Genomic DNA, 16420 nt, shown 5'->3' on the forward strand with positions numbered 1-16420 from the left:
CCGCTGCCGTGACGAACACCCCGACCACCCTGGCCGACTGGCTGGACTACATTGAACGCCAGCATCCGGCGAGCATCGACATGGGCCTGGAGCGCGTGCGCGCCGTGGCCACGACGATGGGCCTGGGGGCGCCGGCCAAACGCACCATCGTGGTCGGTGGCACCAACGGCAAGGGCTCGACCGTGGCCTTCATCGAAGCCATTGCACGCGCCGCTGGCTGGAAGGTCGGCGCGTACACCTCGCCGCACCTGCTGCGCTACAACGAGCGCGTGCGCATCGACGGCCAGGACGTGGACGATGCGGCGCTGGTCGCTGCGTTCAATGCGGTCGAGGCCGCGCGTGGCCAGACCACGCTGACCTATTTCGAGTACGGCACGCTGGCCGCCCTGCACCTGTTCGCCGACGCAGAGCTGGACCTGGCGGTGCTGGAAGTGGGCCTGGGCGGTCGCCTGGATGCGGTCAACATCGTCGACGCCGACGTGGCGGTGATCACCACCGTGGACATCGACCATGCCGAGTGGCTGGGCGAGGACCGCGAAGCGATCGGCACCGAGAAGGCCGGCATCATCCGTGGCTGGAAACCGGTGATCCTGGGTGAAACCGACCCGCCATCGAGCGTGCTGCGCCGCGCCTACCTGGTCGGCGCCAATGCGATCCGCGGCGGCAGCGATTACTTCTACGAACCGATCGATGCCCAGCGCTGGCGCTGGCGCGATGTCGGCCTGCGCATGGAACTGCCGACCCCGGCCCTGGCCGGCCCGATCCAGCTGGCCAACGCCGGTGCCGCCATCGCCGCGCTGCGCGCGCTGGACAAGCCGGTGCCGCGTGCGGCGTGGGCGGCCGGTATCGCGGCGGCGCGGATCTCCGGCCGCCTGCAGGCGTTCGAGCGCGACGGTGTGCAGATCCGCGTCGATGTCGGCCACAACCCGCAGGCCGCCGGTCAGCTGGCACGCGCATTGAAGGCCGATGTGTCGGCCGGGCGCACGCTGGCGGTGTACGCCGCGCTGCAGGACAAGGACGCGGCGGGCGTGGTGCAGGCGCTGCAGGACGTCGTGGGCGCGTGGACGTTGGCCGGCCTGGACGGCCCGCGTGGGCAGAGCGCGGCGCAGCTGCAGGCGCGCCTGGCCGGCACCGCCGCCGCCGGTGCGCAGCTGGCCGGTTCCGTCGAACAGGCACTGGCCCAGGTCCTGGCCCAGGCCGGGCGCGGCGACCGCGTCCTGGTCTTCGGCTCGTTCCATACCGCTGCGGCCGCGCTGCGCTGGCTGCAGGGCGCCGCCTGATCCGCGTTCAGCCAATGCCGACGCCGGCCGGTCCGGCACCCGTATAATCGACGGCAATCTCCGGACCGTTGCCTGCCTCACGTGGATACGCCTCTGAAACAGCGTCTGATTGGTGCCATCGTGCTGGTGGCGCTGGCCGTGATTTTCCTGCCGATGCTGGTCAAGGGTCCGGCACCGGACAGTGGCGTGGCCTCGGTGCCGATCGCCGCGCCGGATGCGCCGGCCGATGGCCAGTTCGAGACCCGTGAGCTGCCGCTGGTCGCCCCGGCCGGTGGCGCCACCGGACTGCAGACCGGGCAGGCCAAGCCACTGCAGGAAGCGGCCGCGCCGGCCACGCCGCCGACCGTGGACACTTCCCCGGCCGTTGCCGCGGGCAACTTCGCGGTCACCTTTGGCGCATACGGCAGCAAGGCCGACGCCGATGCGGTGATCGCCTACCTGCAGCGCTCGCAGCTGCCGGGCTTCGCAGAAGCGACCACCATCAGCGGGCGCCAGGCGTGGCGCGTGCGCGTCGGGCCGTATGCCGACCGTGCCCAGGCCGAGGCCGCCCGCCTGCAGGCAGTGAAGATCCGCGCCGACGTGAAGGCCGAAGTCATCACGCTGGATGCGGCCGCAGGCAACAGTGCCGCGGTCGCTGCCACACCGGCACCGGCGGCCAGCACACCGGCCGCAGCGACCAGCCCGTCGGCCACCAGCAACCCGGTGCGCAGCGAAAGCCTGCCGCCGAGCACGGCGACCGTGACTACGCCGCCGGCCACCAAGCCGGAGCCGGCCAAGCCGGCGCCGAAGCCTGAGGCGCCGAAGCCTGAGGCCAAGCCGGAACCGAAGCCTGAGGCCACCGCCAGCAAGCCGGCCACGGCGCCGGCCACGCCGGCCGCACCGGCGGCCAGTGGCGTCGGCTTCGCCGTGCAGCTGGGCGCGTTCGGCCAGGCCAGCGATGCCGCTGCGCTGCGCGACAAGGTCCGCGCCGCCGGCTTCAGTGCGTTCGTCGAGCAGGTGCGCACCGAAAAGGGCACCCTGCATCGCGTCCGCGTGGGTCCGGTGGCCAACCGCGCGGATGCCGAACAGCTGAAGGCGCAGGTCGCTGCCAAGGTCGGCGTCGCCGGCATGGTCCGACCGCACCCATGACCGACGCGCAGGCCCGTTGCCAGCGCCGCCGAAGGAGCGGGGCGCCATGATCGACGTGGTGCTGCTCATCGTGATCGCCGCCTCGACCCTGTTGGGGATGCTGCGCGGCTTTGTTGGCATCGTCATCGGCACGCTGTCGTGGCTGCTGGCCGCATGGGCGGCCTTCGCCTTCGGCAGCGACGCCGCGCGCTGGTGGGCGGCCCCGGCCGCGCCCGGCGGCGAGCACTTCGTTGGCGGCTACCTGGGCGTGGGCATCGGCGTGATGATCGTGGTCGCGGTGATCGGCATGGTCATCAAGGCGATGATCCACCGCAGCATGCTGACCAGCCTGGACCGCCTGCTGGGCGGCGTGCTGGGCGCCGTGCGCGGCGGCCTGATCGCGGCGATCCTGGTACTGCTGGCGGGTTTCACGCCGCTGACCGCCGAGCCGTCCTGGAAGCGTTCGGCGGTACGCCCGGTGCTGAATCCGGCCGTCGCCTGGATGAACGGCAAGCTGCCGCACTGGCAGGTGCCCGGCGCCGATATGCTGCCCAAGGCCTTGCCCACCGACATGCTGTCCCCATCTGCACTGATGGAGTTGGGGAAGAACGCGGGCGCCGGGTTGGGAAAGCCGGGCGAGGCAGGCGATAATGGCATCCTCAACCAGGTGGTGGCGGGCGGCGGATGGCTGCGGCCCGCGAAAGCGGAACAGGGCGATGCATACGATCCGGCCGAAGTGCGCCCGGACGCCCCAGCACTGCCGGACAGTATCGAGCCGGGCGATCCGGCCAACGTCGACCGCAGGCGCGGCGACCACCGCGGCCAGGTACGGCCACCTTCCTTGTAACTGGGCACAGCCCAGCGGAGACCTCGCACCATGTGTGGCATCGTCGGAATCGTCGGCAACCAGAACGTCGCCGGGCAGTTGTATGACGGCTTGACCGTTCTCCAGCACCGCGGCCAGGACGCGGCAGGCATCGCCACCGCCAGTGGCAGCCGCCTGCGCGTGCAGAAGGCCACCGGGCTGGTCCGCGATGTGTTCGACGCCCGCACCATGTCCACCCTGGAAGGCAGCGTCGGCATTGCCCACGTGCGCTACCCGACCGCGGGCTCGGAAGGCATGGACGAGGCACAGCCGTTCTACGTCAATTCGCCGTACGGCATCGCGCTGGCCCACAACGGCAACCTGATCAACACCGAGGCGCTGCGCCAGCAGGTGTTCGAACAGGACCGCCGCAACGTCAACACCGATTCGGACAGCGAAGTGCTGCTGAACGTGTTCGCCTACGAACTGGAGCAGCAGCGCCAGCTCAGCCCGGAAGCCGCGATCCGTGCGGTGGCCGGCGTGCATCGGCGCTGCAAGGGCGGCTATGCGGTGGTCAGCGTGGTGCTGGGCCTGGGCCTGGTCGCCTTCCGCGACCCGCATGGCATCCGTCCGCTGGTGCTGGGCAAGCGCAGCCATGCCGAGGGCGACGAGTACATCGTGGCGTCCGAGTCGGCGGCGCTGGACGTGCTGGGCTTCCAGCGCGTGCGTGACGTGCAGCCGGGCGAAGCGCTGGTGATCACTGCACGCGGCGAGCTGTTCTCGGAGATCTGCGCCGAGCCGGTCGAGCACACTCCGTGCATCTTCGAGTACGTGTACTTCGCGCGCCCGGACTCGATGATCGACAACGTCTCGGTGCACAAGGCGCGCATGCGCATGGGCATCAAGCTCGGCGAGAAGATCCTGCGCCTGCGCCCGGACCACGACATCGACACCATCATCCCGATCCCGGATACCTCGCGCGACGCCGCGCTGGAGATTTCCAACGTGCTCGGGGTGAAGTACCGCGAAGGCTTCATCAAGAACCGCTACATCGGCCGCACCTTCATCATGCCGGGGCAGGGGGAACGCGTGAAGTCGGTGCGCCGCAAGCTCAACCCGATCCACCTGGAGTTCCGCAACCGCGTGGTGCTGCTGGTGGACGACTCGATCGTGCGTGGCACCACCAGCCAGCAGATCGTGCAGATGGCCCGTGATGCCGGCGCGCGCAAGGTCTATCTGGCCAGCGCGGCACCGCCGGTGCGCTATCCCAACATCTACGGCATCGACATGCCGGCGGCCGAAGAGCTGGTCGCGCACAACCGCAGCGTGGAAGAGATCGAGGCCCACCTGGGGTGCGACTGGCTGATCTACCAGGACATCGAGGACATGGAAGCGGCGGTGAGCGAGGGCAACCCGGCGCTGCGCAGTTTCGATTCGTCCTGCTTCAACGGCCACTACCCGACCGGTATCGAGCCAGGCTACTTCGAGCGCATCCAGCAGCTGCGTTCGGACGACGCCAAGCACAAGCGCCGCGCCTGAGGTCCAGGCGTGGTCGCGGTGCCCGATGCCGGAGGTGACCTGCTGCGCGCGGCGCAGCAGTGCCTGGTCGAGGCCGACCCGCTGCGCAAGGTCGCGCTGACCCAGGCCTATGCCGCCGCGTTCCGTGCCGGCCGCCTGAAGGTGGCCGCCGATGCGCCGCCGCCGGAACCGATCCGCATGCCCGGCCGGCCGGCGCAGCTGGTGCTGGTGCATCCGCGCGACGTGCCGCGGCGTGGACTGGGCGGCGTGGAAGGGCGAGCGGCCTTCATCCACGCCATCGCCCACATCGAACTCAATGCGATCGACCTGGCCTGGGACGCGGTGTACCGCTTCCGCGGTCTGCCAGCGGCGTTCCATGCCGACTGGGTCAGCTGTGCCGACGACGAATCACGGCACTTCATGCTGCTGCGCGAGCGCCTGCAGGCGCACGGCCACGACTACGCTGATTTCCCCGCGCACAACGGCCTGTGGGAAATGTGCGAAAAGACCGCGCATGACGGCCTGGCGCGCATGGCGCTGGTACCGCGCGTGCTGGAAGCGCGCGGCCTGGACGTCACCCCGGGCATGATCGAGAAGCTGCGCAACGTCGGTGATGGCGAAACCGCCGACGTACTGGAAGTGATCCTGCGTGAGGAAGTGGCGCATGTTGCCGCCGGTTCGCGCTGGTACCGCTGGTACTGCGACCGCGCCGGCGTTGAACCGCGCGCACGGTTCAAGGCGCTGCTGGTGGAATACGCCGGCGGCTACCTGCACGGGCCGTTCAACATCGAAGCGCGCCTGCTGGCCGGCTTCGACGCCGATGAGCTGGCCAACCTGGTCGAACAGGCCGGTTGAAGAAAAGGGGACGGAGGGGATTAAGTCGTTTGTGCCACAAACGACTTAATCCCCTCCGTCCCCTTTTTCATGCGTTGGGCAGCACCACGCGCTTGCCATCCACGGTGGGCCGGTTGATGTAGAACAGGCCGGGGCCGGGCCGATACGGCAGCTCGCTGACACCGGCGTCGGCGGCATAGGTCAGGGCGGTGTCGCCCAGTGCGTCGAAATTCCAGTGCGCCGACTGCATCAGGTAGCGTCGCCGCAACAGTGCCTCCTGGGGCTGGGTCAACGCCTGGCCGGCCACCAGCCGCCGTGCGATCGGTTGCAGGGCCGACGGCAGTTCCCAGCCGGGAACCCCGGCAGCGCTGGCGCGCCAGGTCACGCCGGCATCGATGGCATGCTGCTGCATCACCTGGAGCGCGATCAGCTGGTAGCGCCAGTCGATGCGCCGCCGCAGTACCACGGCGGCCGTCACGTACAGCACCGGTGACAGCAGCACGCTGCGGCTGCCGGCGCGCCGCTGCTGCTGCCACTGGTGCCAGACATCCACCCACACTTCCTTTTCGTCCACGCCCAGCTGCTGCCGCCAGCGCTCGGCGTCGGCCTGTGCCTCGGCGTAGGCGGTGGTCGCCTGCAGGACCGCCAGCGGTGGCGTCTGGTAGTCGGCCACGCCCGCGCGGCGCAGCATCTGCCGGCGCGGACGGCTGAGCAGCTTGGGCCCTTCGTCGAGCTGGTTGTAGCCGCCGCCGATGTTGGCGTGCACGCCAGGCAGCGCGATCTCGGCAAAGGGCGGCGCGACGCTGGTGAGCGGATAGTGCTGGCGGTGCTCGTCGCGCGCACACAGCTGAAGCACCTGCCTGGCAACGCCGGGCCGCAGCGCGACGCGGGGCTGTTCATCGGCACGCCCGCCGTTGACCGCCACCACGGTGTCGAACAGGCCGATGAAGCGCAGCACCGGATCGGCGCAATCAAAGTCCGCAGTGCACGCCAGGCCGGCGCCCTGCAGCAGCTGGCGCCAGTGCGCGCCATCCCAGGCCTGCACCTGGTTGGCAACGTCACGTGCGGCCGCTGCACCCCGTGAGAAGCCGAACAGATCCAGCTGCACGCGTCGCAGCGGCTGTCGCCAGCGTGCCGCGAGCGCGCTCAGCGCAGCCGGCAGCAGCACCTGCAGTGCACGCTGCACTTTGGCACGCACACCGCTGGCGCCGATGCCGAACGCCAGTCCGATCAGATCGTCGTCGGCGTCATCGCGGGTGCCGACACCTTCGACGTAGATCGACAACGAGGGAGAAGCGGAGGTGCCGGTGCGGCTGTCCGGGTACAGCTGCTGCAGGCGCGCGATGTTGGTCGGCCCGTTGTCGTAGCTGCTGGTCAGCCGGCTCTGGTAGGTCGAATCGTCATCCGCACGCAGCTGCGCCGGGCGCGGCTGGGGCGGCCGTGGTCGGCCACGCGCCAGGTTGTGTGCGTTGTTGCGGGTGCCATCGAAGAACAGGCCGATCCGCAGCAAGCCGACATCTTCGTCCGTGTCCTGCGAGGGTGCCATGTGTATTTCCCGTGGTGGCCGCGTCACGGTAGCGCGAAAGCGGTGTATTGGCGAAGTGTAGTGACGCTTTTGACCTGACTGAACGCAGCTGCGGTGGATCACAAATCCTGACTTTCATTCCTCGCGCCTATTGAATTCACGCGACCCGCGCAGGCCATATGGCCAAACCCGGCAAACCGGGTCGTGCTGCATCAACGCTGTTCACATCATTCAAGGAGCGACGCAATGTTGTCCAGATCGATTGGTAAAGCGGCAGGTGGCCTGGTGTTGGGTTTGTCGGTCGCAGCGGCCGCGCAGGCGGCACCGTTGTTCGAGCCGGTGACGGTCATCAGCCGGGCATCGGCAAGCAGTGAGCCGGCGCTGGGAAAGCTGCTGGCCACCCCGTCCACCGCGACGGTACAGGAAGTGCGCGTTGATGCAGCCGCGACTGCACAGCCGCAGCTGGAATTCGAACTGCTCGGCCAGCGCGTGCAGGCGGTACGCAGCAAGGTCGAGGCGCTGCCCGACGGCGGCAGCATCTGGTATGGCCAGTTCCGTTCGCCCTCTGACAAGCTGACCGCAGCGACGTCCACCGGGCAGGACGATCCCGGCAATTCGCTGATCCTGGTGCGCTCGGGCAACACCATCACCGGTTCGATCCGCAAGGACGGCAAGCTGTACCGCCTGCGCCCGCTGGGCAACCGCCACGTGCTGGTGGAAGTGGATGAATCGCGGATGCCGGCCGACCATCCGGCCGACTACAACCAGCTGCCGAAGATCCCGATGGGCAACAACGATCGCATCGGCATCGCGCAGGCGTCGTCGGGCACGCCGGCCACCATCCGCGTGCTGGTGGTGGCGACCAATGCCGCCGTCACCGCCTACGGCGGCAACATGCAGTCACTGGTGCAGCTGGCGGTGGCCGAGTCCAACCAGGGCTATGTCAACAGCAACGTCGGCATCACCATGCAGCTGGCCGGCTACGAGACCACCAGCTACACCGAGTCGGGCAGCTTCGATACCGACCTGGCGCGCTTCCGCGGCACCAGCGACGGTTACATGGACAGCATCCATACCAGCCGCAACAACACCGCCGCCGACGTGGGCGTGCTGCTGATCAACAACACGGCCTACTGCGGGCTGGCCTCCGGCATCGGCTCGACGGCATCGACCGCGTTCGCGGCGGTGTACTGGGATTGCGCGACCGGCTACTACTCGTTCGCGCACGAGATCGGCCACCTGCAGAGTGCACGGCATGACATCGCCACCGACTCGAGCACCTCGCCCTATGCCTATGGGCATGGCTACCGCTACGAGCCGGCCACCGGCACCGGCTGGCGCACGATCATGGCCTACAACTGCACCCGCAGCTGCCCGCGCCTGAACTACTGGTCCAACCCGAACATCAGCTACAACGGCATCCCGATGGGCAATGCCAGTACCGCCGACAACCAGCGCGTGCTGGTCAACACCAAGGCCACCATCGCGGCCTTCCGCTGAGTCCGTACTGTCCGCGGCCGCCTTGTGCGGCCGCGGATTTCCTGCCGGCGGGAATTACCCGCGGGGCAGGGTGTCCAGCGACCAGCCATGGGCGTCCACGCGCAGCACCGAACCCTGTTCGTACCAGTCGCCGAGCACGATGCGGGTGCGGTCGCGGCCGCCGGCCTGCAGCGTATGGATGGCCGGGCGGTGGGTATGGCCATGGATCATGGTGTCCACGCCGTGGCGCACGAAGGTGGCATCGACTTCGGACGGGGCCACGTCGGTGACAGTCTCGAACTGCGCGCGATCGCCCTGCTTCATTTCCGACTGGCGGGCCTGGCTGGCTTCGCGCGCTTTCTGCGCGAAGGCGATGCGTGCGGCCAGCGGCTGCGACAGGAACTGCGCCTGGAACGCCGGGTCGCGCGTCTGCGCGCGGAACTGCTGGTAGGGGATGTCATCGGTGCACAGCAGGTCACCGTGCTGCAGCAGCACCGGGCGGCCGTACAGCTCGATCACGCAGGGGTCGGGCAGGATGCGCAGGCCGGCGCGGCGTGCGTAATCCTCGCCAAGCAGGAAGTCGCGGTTGCCACGGATGAAGTACACCGGCACGCCGCTGTCGGACAGCACCTTCAGCGCGTCGGCCACCGCATCGGCGGCGGGCGAGGGGGTGTCGTCGCCGATCCAGGCTTCGAACAGGTCGCCGAGGATGTACAGCGCATCGGCGCCGGGCGCCTGCTCGCGCAGGAAGCGCAGGAACAGGTCGGTGATCTCCGGACGGCTGGGGTCCAGGTGCAGGTCGGAAATGAACAGCGTGGTCATGGCCGCATTCTAGGCCATCAAGGAGGACGGTAGCGCCGCTGGCATCACGGGCTCAGATCCCTCACCGGGGAACAGGGATCTGACCCCGGTTTACACCGGCAGTGGCAACCAGGTCAGGCTGGCCGAAGCCAGCACGATGGCGATGGCGGTGGCGGCCAGCACATCGGAAGGATAGTGCAGGCCCAGGACCACCCGCGACAGCGCAACGCCACAGGTGAACGGCACCAGCAGCGGCGCCAGCCATGGATAGTAGGCCAGTGCCACGATGGTGAACGACACCGCGTGCAGGGTGTGCCCGGAAGGGAAACTGAACTCGTCCAGCGGCGCCACCCAGGCGCGGATGCGCAGGTCGGCCGCATAGGGCCGCGGGCGCCGGGTCCAGCGCTTGAGGCCCTTGTACAGCAGCAGCGCGGCCAGGCCCGTGGCGGCCATGTGCACCGAGGCGCGCAGGCCGTCGAAGCCGTCCAGCATCACCAGCGCGGCCATCAGCACGTACCAGAACACGCCATCGCCGAGCCGGCTGATGACCGCGAACAGGCGACGCACGCGGCGCCGCCGGCAGTAGTGGTTTGCGCGCCGGCACCAGCGTGCTTCGCGCCCGGCCAGCAGCTCAAGCGGCGTAGTGCGCATGGCCGTTCCTCCGCGACTGTGCCAGTTCGGCCAGCAGTGCATCGAACTCGGCCACCACCTGCTGTGGATGCAGTCGCTTCATCGCGCGTGCGGCATTGCCGCCCAGTTCGCGGCGTTGCGCGTCATCGGCGGCCAGTCGCACGGCGGCATCGATGAACTGCTCGTCGCTGTCCACGGCTGCGCCGTTCTCGCCATTGCGCAGGTACTCGCGCGCGGCGCCGTAGTCGAAGGCCACGGTGGCCACACCGCTGGCCATGCTTTCCAGGGTCACGTTGCCGAACGTCTCGCTGCGGCTGGGGAACAGGAACAGATCGCCGCTGGCGAAGTGCCGGGCCAGCGCATCGCCGCGCTGGATGCCACAGAAGATGAAGTCGGGGTTTTCATGTGCCAGTTTTTCGCGGGCCGGGCCATCTCCGACCCACACAAAGCGTGCCTTGGGCCGGATCTGCTGCAGCCGGCGGAATGCCTTCACTGCCAGGCCGAGGTTCTTTTCGGCAGCGATGCGGCCGACATAGATCGCCACCAGGCCGTTGCCATCCACGCCCCATTCCTCGCGCAGCGCGGGATCGCGCCGGCCCGGATCGAACTGCTGGCTGTCCACTGCGCGGGCCAGCAGGCGCACGCGCTCGAAGCCCTGCTCGCCGAGGAACTGCTGCAGCTCGCGGGTCGGCACCAGGGTGGCGTCGGCCTGATTGTGGAAACGGCGCATCCAGCGCATGGCCGCGGCCTGCAGCCACGCCACGCCATAGTCGGGCAGGTACTCGTCGAAGCGGGTGTGGAAACCGCTGGCGACCGGAATGCCAAGGCGGCGCGCGGTGCGCAGTGCCGACCAGCCCAGCGGTCCTTCGGTGGCGATGTACACCGCATCCGGGCGTTGTTTCTGCCAATGGCGGCCCAGCCGGATCGGGGCCGGCAGGCCGAAGCGCAGTCCGGGGTAGCGCGGCAGCGCGGCGCCGGGAACCAGCAAGGTGCCGGGTGCCGAATCCAGCGCTTCGCTGGACTGGCGGGGGCGGACCAGGTCGATCTCGTGGCCGGCTGCACGCAGACCCTGCTCCAGGCCCTGTACGGTGAGAGCGACGCCGTTCACTTCCGGCGGATAGGTCTCGGTGACGATGGCATAGCGCATGGCGGGCCTCCCGGTTTCGGGCATGCTCGGGCCTGGCGATGTAGCCGACATGACCGCTTTGCGACCATCAGATGACGGCGGCGCCGGCCACCGCATGGGCGCTGCGGCCCATAAAAAACCACGGCCCCGAAGGGCCGTGGTCGTCATGCTTCCGTTACAGCGCGATGGATCAGAAGCGCTGCTGGTACTTCATGTAGATGAAGCGGCCGATATCGTAGCCACCGTAGTACGAGAAGGCCGAGTTCGGCTTGCTGTACATGACCGGGCCGTACTTCTCGAACACGTTGTTGGCACCGACCGACACGGTGGCATCCCACGGCAGCGAGTAACGCACCTGCACGTCGTGGAAGGTGACCGCGCCGCGCTCGTTGTAGTTGCGTGCGCCCTTGTACCACGGTGCGTACACGCCCGGATCCGAGCACTCGTCCGGGTACAGCGCGATGTTCGAGCAGGTTTCCTTCACGCCCGAATAGTAACGCGCGGTCCAGCTGGCGCCGAAGTTGCCCCGCTCGTAGCCCAGCACCAGGTTGGAACGGACGCGGAAGGCGCTGCCGATGCCGTTGGTGACGATCGGGACGATCGAGTTGTCGTTGGAGGTGCGGTAGGTCGCACTGGACACGTAGGTGGTGGCCGAGTTCACGTTGAACTTGCCGAACCGGGTGTCCAGACGGTAGCTCACGTCCAGGTCGTAGCCTTCGGTTTCCATGAAGCCCGCGTTGCGGTTGCCGAACTTCAGGTTGGTCACGATGCCGGTCACCGGGTCACGCTGGAAGCGCGAGCAGCGCGCTTGGATACCCGATTCGTAGCAGTCCTGCAGGATCTGGGTCGGCGTGTCGGCGATGATCGTGTTGTCGATGCGGATCTTCCACCAGTCCAGCGAGGCGTTGAAGCCCTGGATGAAGCTCGGGCTCCAGACCAGGCCCAGCGTCTTGCTGGTCGAGGTTTCCGGCGTCAGCAGCGGGTTCGACCCGGAGGTGAACGGCACCGGGGTCGCGTCCGTCGACGTGTTCACCGGGGTGCCACCCTGGCGCAGCTGGCGGAAGGTATCCGCATTGGCGATGTCGCGTGCGCAACGTGCACGGACTTCCGCGCTGGAGGCCGAGGAACCGAAGCGGGTGTCGCACGGATCGCTGAACTGCGCGAAGGTCTCCGAACCACCGCCGAACAGGTCGCTGATGGTCGGTGCACGGAAGCCCTCGGCCCAGGTGCCACGCACCATCAGCGAGTCGATCGGCTTCCACTTGAAGCCGAACTTGCTGTTGAGCGTGTTGCCGAAGGTGTTGTAGTCCGAGAAGCGGGTTGCGCCGTTGAAGGTCAGTTCCTTCGCGCCCGGCAGATCAGCCAGCACGGGAACGTTCACTTCCAGGTAGGCTTCGTTGACGGTGTAGTCACCGCCGGTCGGGCCAGCGGCCAGGTTGGTGGTCGCGCCGGTCTGGGCCAGGGCATCCGGGGTGTACTTGCCTTCTTCCTTGCGGCTTTCCACGCCGAACGCGAAGCCGAGGTCGCCTGCCGGCAGGGTCACGATGCTGCCGGCGATGTTGGCAAAGAAGTTCTTGGAGGTGGTGCGGCCCTTGGTGATCTCTTCCGGGAACAGCCACGCCTGCAGTTCTTCGTTGCCGTACAGGCCATCGGCCGCCGTCGTGCCGTACGGAACCAGCGGGTTCCACGGCTTGCACACGTCATAGGAGATCGGTGCAGCGGCGGTGCCGCACTGCACCTTGCCGGTGGCGGCGTTGTAGAACGACGGGCCGACGCCGCCGGCGACGCGAGCCTTGTGCAGGTTGCCGGTCGCCACCGATTCCAGTTCATTGCGGTTGTACTGGTAGCCCACTTCCCAGTCGAAGTAGCGGCTGCCGATCTCGAACGAGCCGTCGAACGACGCCACCGCGCGGTAGGTCTTCAGCTCGCTGGTGGTCACGCGCGGCACCTCCCAGGTGCGGCGGTTCCATGCCACGGCGGTCGGGGTGGCGTAACCGTGCTGGCGGCCGAACGGATTGAAGTAGCTGTTGATCGACATCGAGCCGACACCGGCGGTGCTCGACTGCAGCGGATAGCCCGCGATCTGGCGGGTGGACTCACGCTGGTTGTAGCCCAGTTCGGTACGGAAGTTGACGTTGTCGGTGATCTTGAAGCGGCCGTCGAAATAGACCGAGTCACGCTTGACCGGATACATCACGTGCATCTGGTCGTTGGCGTTGCTCACGTCACCGGTGAACGGCGTGCTATCGGTGAGGTGGTAGTTGGCCGGATTGGTCGGATCCGCGCCGCGGTTGAGGGAGTAGCCGCAACCCGCAGTGGCGGTACAGCCCGGGCCGCGCAGACCGGTGAACTGGCCGTACTGGCTGATCGTGGTCCAGTTGCTGCTGTCGTACGGATGACGATCGGTCATGCCGTACTTGCTGAAGCCGCGATCGCGCGCCCACACGCCCTTCTCTTCGGCGTGCTCGGCCGACAGGGTCAGCGACAGGCGATCGTTGCTCCAGCCGGCGACCACGTCGAAGCGGTCACGCGCGCCGTCGCCCTGGCTGTACTGGCCGTGGTAGACGTTGGCGGTCACGCCGGTGACATTGGAGCGGGTGATGATGTTCACCACGCCGGCCATGGCGTCGGAGCCATAGATCGCAGAGGCGCCGTCCTTCAGCACCTCGATGCGTTCCACGGCGGACACCGGCAGGGTGGAGATGTCCTGGTAGCCGGAGGTGCTGATGCCCAGGCGCTTGCCGTTGACCAGCACCAGCGTGCGCTGGGTGCCCAGGTTGCGCATGTCGATGTAGGTGCCACCCGCGTTTTCACCCGCGGTCAGCGCATTGGCGCGGCTGATGGTCGGGCTGCCCATCGCGGTGACGTTCTGCAGGATGTCGGCAACCGAGCTGAAGCCCTGCTTTTCGATGTCGTTGCGGCTGATCGCGAACACCGGCTGGGCGGTTTCCACGTCCACCTGGCGGATGCGCGAGCCGGTGATCTCGATGCGGTCGAGGTTGGTGGGCGTAGCGTTGCTGCCGTCCTGGGCGAACGCGGGCAGGGCGGCCAGCGTTGCGGTGGTAACCAGGGCATAGCGGATGGCCTGCCCCAGTGCGGTGGTGCGTGAAGTCATGGCGAGCTCTCTCTCTCAGGTCGTGCACAAGACGCCAAAGTGGGCGTCGAAGGAGCCAGCTGGGTTGATGACCGAGCCGGTGACCCGATAGTAGTCTCGTTAGTTAATGCTCTGTAAAGAGTTCGTATCAATTTATGTCACGAGGCACCTTCTGCCTTCACGAAACGTGAACAAAAGCAGGCGCTTACGTGAGAGGTCCGGGACGCGATACGGTGCCGTCGTGTTGCGAAGCAGCACAAAAAACCGCCAGACTGCGCAAAGTGGGACAGCGAAGTGCGTCACTTGAGCGGTCCCGTGCAAGGCACGGGGCAGCGTATTCAGGCGACGAACGGGCGGAACTGGATGCCCAGCCCGGCGATGCCGTCGGTCTCGCCGATCAGGTCGGCGCGGAGCAGCGGACGGGCATCGATGAACGCCTGCGGCACGATCAGCGACAGCCGGTTATCGTCGGCGGTCAGTTCCAGCGCCGGCAGCGGGGCATCCTCGTGGGCGCGGTTGAGCAGCACCGCCAGCCGCAGCAGCGCCGCGAGCCGGCGCGCGGTCAGCAGCAGGCGCTCGGGCAGGGCGTCGAAGGCGGTCTTGGCCACGCTGCGGCGGTGGCTGCGCACCAGCGCCGCCAGCATCTGCTGCTCCTGGCGCGAGAAGCCGGCAATGTCCGAATGTTCCAGCACATAGCTGCCATGCACGTGGTAGCCGCTGTGCGCGATCATCAGGCCCAGCTCGTGCAGGCGCGCGGCCCAACCGAGCATGCGCGCATCGTCGGCGTCGAGCCGCCAGCGTTCCTGCACCTGTTCCAGCAGCGAGAGCGCGGTCTCCTGCACGCGCTCGGCCTGCACGGTATCGATGCCGTAGCGCTGGCTGAGTGCAGCCACCGATTCATCGCGCAGGTCGTTCTCGCCGGCGCGGCCGACGATGTCATACAGGATGCCTTCGCGCATCGCGGCCTTGCTGACCAGCAGCTTCTGCAGGCCCAGCGCCTGGAACGCGGCTTCCAGCACCAGGATGCCGCCGGCGATGATAGGGCGGCGGTCGCTGGACAGGCCCGGCAACTGGATATCGTCGATCTTCTTGGCCTTCAGCAGTTCATCGCGCAGCTGCGGCAGGGCTTCGGCGGTGATCGCGCCCTTGCTCAGCTTCATCGTCGCGCAGATCTCGCTGATCGCCTTGTGCGTGCCTGACGAGCCCAGTGCTTCCTGCCAGCCCAGCGCACGGTACTTGCTGGCGAAGGGCTGGAACTCGCGGCCGATCTCGGCCAGCGCGTCCTTCCAGCGCTTCTTGCTCAGCTTGCCGCCCGGGAAAAAGCGCCGCGTGCTGGCGATGCAGCCGGCCTGCAGGCTTTCACGCTCCAGGGTCTGCATGCCCATGCCGATGATGAACTCGGTGGAGCCGCCGCCGATGTCGATCACCAGCCGGCGCTGGCCGGGCTTGGGCGGTTGCGCATGGGCCACGCCCAGGTAGATCAGGCGGGCTTCTTCGCGGCCGCTGACCACTTCGATGGCATGCCCCAGTGCGGTTTCGGCCGGGACCAGGAACGACTGCGGCGAGCGCAGCTGGCGCACCGTGTTGGTGGCCAGTGCGCGTACCCGGTGCGGCGGCACATTGCGGATGCGCTGGCCGAAGCGCGCCAGGCACTCCAGCGCGCGCTGGCGGGCCGCAGCGGAGAGGCCGCCCTTGCCGTCCAGCCCATCGGCCATGCGCACGGTCTCGCGCAGGCGGTCGATCACCCGCAGCTGGCCAAGCGTGTAGCGCGCGATGACCATGTGGAAACTGTTGGAGCCAAGGTCGATGGCGGCCAGCAGGTCGCCATCCTGCAATGCGGGCGGAGTCGTGGTGGTATGCGGCATGGACGAATGTTAGCCGAAGGGGCGGTGTGCTCGTCACCGCGCGGCCTTCACATATTGGAAGAGGGGAGTGCGGCAGGGCTGCGCCCTGCACCTGCCGAATCAACGGCAACAGCAACAGCAACAGCAGGCTATCCGTGGGATGGCGGGCTGGGTCCGATGGCAGGGGACGCCGTGAACCCGTCCATGGGGGCTTGGTCGCCGCATCCATGCGGCTCACTGATCTGGCCCCCCGTCAGCGGACGCCAAGAAGCGATACTTTGATCGCACTTGGAGGTCCCTTATGTCCCGTATCACCCGTCGTAGCTACACCGATGAGTTCAAGCACCAAGCCGTGGAGCTGGCCGAGTCGCTCGGGC

The 16420-nt window shown here is 67.9% G+C and carries 12 protein-coding genes; 6 read left to right on the forward strand and 6 right to left on the reverse strand.

Going from position 1 to position 16420, the window contains the following annotated elements:
* Nucleotides 1-8 precede the first annotated feature (8 nt).
* From folC to AC5P9I_RS19815, 5 genes are all read left to right on the forward strand, one after another.
* Nucleotides 9-1280, forward strand: a complete 1272-nt coding sequence (gene folC, locus AC5P9I_RS19795) for a bifunctional tetrahydrofolate synthase/dihydrofolate synthase (RefSeq protein WP_049465899.1) — start codon at nucleotides 9-11, stop codon at nucleotides 1278-1280.
* 81 nt (nucleotides 1281-1361) lie between these two features.
* Complete coding sequence (locus tag AC5P9I_RS19800; protein ID WP_049465901.1) at nucleotides 1362-2408, forward strand: SPOR domain-containing protein; 1047 nt, start codon at nucleotides 1362-1364, stop codon at nucleotides 2406-2408.
* 46 nt (nucleotides 2409-2454) lie between these two features.
* Nucleotides 2455-3234 (forward strand): CvpA family protein, encoded by a 780-nt coding sequence (locus tag AC5P9I_RS19805; protein ID WP_049465903.1) that lies wholly within the window; start codon nucleotides 2455-2457, stop codon nucleotides 3232-3234.
* Nucleotides 3235-3264: 30 nt separating this feature from the next.
* Nucleotides 3265-4731: an amidophosphoribosyltransferase gene (gene purF / locus AC5P9I_RS19810; RefSeq protein ID WP_049465904.1), complete on the forward strand. Its 1467-nt coding sequence runs from the start codon at nucleotides 3265-3267 to the stop codon at nucleotides 4729-4731.
* A gap of 9 nt (nucleotides 4732-4740) precedes the next feature.
* Entirely contained in the window at nucleotides 4741-5565 is an 825-nt protein-coding gene (locus AC5P9I_RS19815; protein WP_049465906.1) for a ferritin-like domain-containing protein, read from the forward strand.
* Nucleotides 5566-5632: 67 nt separating this feature from the next.
* On the opposite strand, the gene AC5P9I_RS19820 is transcribed toward AC5P9I_RS19815, so the two are convergent.
* Nucleotides 5633-7090, reverse strand: coding sequence for a T6SS phospholipase effector Tle1-like catalytic domain-containing protein (locus tag AC5P9I_RS19820; RefSeq protein WP_049468178.1), 1458 nt, complete (start codon nucleotides 7088-7090; stop codon nucleotides 5633-5635).
* A 225-nt stretch (nucleotides 7091-7315) separates the two neighbouring features.
* Here AC5P9I_RS19820 and AC5P9I_RS19825 point away from each other — a divergent pair, with 225 nt between their 5' ends.
* The gene (locus AC5P9I_RS19825) at nucleotides 7316-8569 is read left to right on the forward strand and encodes a zinc-dependent metalloprotease (RefSeq protein WP_049468176.1); all 1254 of its coding nucleotides are present in this window, start codon (nucleotides 7316-7318) and stop codon (nucleotides 8567-8569) included.
* A gap of 54 nt (nucleotides 8570-8623) precedes the next feature.
* Here AC5P9I_RS19825 and lpxH read toward each other — a convergent pair whose 3' ends face one another.
* The 5 genes from lpxH to ppx all read right to left on the reverse strand — a co-directional run bounded on the left by lpxH (nucleotide 8624) and on the right by ppx (nucleotide 16064).
* Nucleotides 8624-9370, reverse strand: a complete 747-nt coding sequence (gene lpxH, locus AC5P9I_RS19830; protein ID WP_049468174.1) for a UDP-2,3-diacylglucosamine diphosphatase — start codon at nucleotides 9368-9370, stop codon at nucleotides 8624-8626.
* Nucleotides 9371-9460: 90 nt separating this feature from the next.
* Complete coding sequence (locus AC5P9I_RS19835) at nucleotides 9461-10000, reverse strand: phosphatase PAP2 family protein (RefSeq protein ID WP_049468171.1); 540 nt, start codon at nucleotides 9998-10000, stop codon at nucleotides 9461-9463.
* Nucleotides 9981-11126 (reverse strand): glycosyltransferase family 4 protein, encoded by a 1146-nt coding sequence (locus AC5P9I_RS19840; RefSeq protein ID WP_049468169.1) that lies wholly within the window; start codon nucleotides 11124-11126, stop codon nucleotides 9981-9983. Before AC5P9I_RS19840 ends, AC5P9I_RS19835 begins: the two co-directional genes overlap by 20 nt.
* A 169-nt stretch (nucleotides 11127-11295) precedes the next feature.
* The gene (locus tag AC5P9I_RS19845; RefSeq protein ID WP_049468168.1) at nucleotides 11296-14220 is read right to left on the reverse strand and encodes a TonB-dependent receptor domain-containing protein; all 2925 of its coding nucleotides are present in this window, start codon (nucleotides 14218-14220) and stop codon (nucleotides 11296-11298) included.
* 317 nt (nucleotides 14221-14537) lie between these two features.
* Nucleotides 14538-16064: an exopolyphosphatase gene (ppx, locus tag AC5P9I_RS19850; RefSeq protein ID WP_049468166.1), complete on the reverse strand. Its 1527-nt coding sequence runs from the start codon at nucleotides 16062-16064 to the stop codon at nucleotides 14538-14540.
* Nucleotides 16065-16420 lie beyond the last annotated feature (356 nt).

Source organism: Stenotrophomonas sp. YJH_SMC_29 (genome assembly GCF_059371235.1).

What these genes read in the sequence shown, in the direction of transcription:
- AC5P9I_RS19820 (WP_049468178.1), bottom strand. Translation starts at nt 7,090, where the DNA reads ATGGCACCCTCGCAGGACACGGACGAAGATGTCGGCTTGCTGCGGATC.
- AC5P9I_RS19845 (WP_049468168.1), bottom strand. Translation starts at nt 14,220, where the DNA reads ATGACTTCACGCACCACCGCACTGGGGCAGGCCATCCGCTATGCCCTG.
- lpxH (WP_049468174.1), bottom strand. Translation starts at nt 9,370, where the DNA reads ATGACCACGCTGTTCATTTCCGACCTGCACCTGGACCCCAGCCGTCCG.
- AC5P9I_RS19835 (WP_049468171.1), bottom strand. Translation starts at nt 10,000, where the DNA reads ATGCGCACTACGCCGCTTGAGCTGCTGGCCGGGCGCGAAGCACGCTGG.
- purF (WP_049465904.1), top strand. Translation starts at nt 3,265, where the DNA reads ATGTGTGGCATCGTCGGAATCGTCGGCAACCAGAACGTCGCCGGGCAG.
- AC5P9I_RS19825 (WP_049468176.1), top strand. Translation starts at nt 7,316, where the DNA reads ATGTTGTCCAGATCGATTGGTAAAGCGGCAGGTGGCCTGGTGTTGGGT.
- AC5P9I_RS19840 (WP_049468169.1), bottom strand. Translation starts at nt 11,126, where the DNA reads ATGCGCTATGCCATCGTCACCGAGACCTATCCGCCGGAAGTGAACGGC.
- ppx (WP_049468166.1), bottom strand. Translation starts at nt 16,064, where the DNA reads ATGCCGCATACCACCACGACTCCGCCCGCATTGCAGGATGGCGACCTG.
- AC5P9I_RS19805 (WP_049465903.1), top strand. Translation starts at nt 2,455, where the DNA reads ATGATCGACGTGGTGCTGCTCATCGTGATCGCCGCCTCGACCCTGTTG.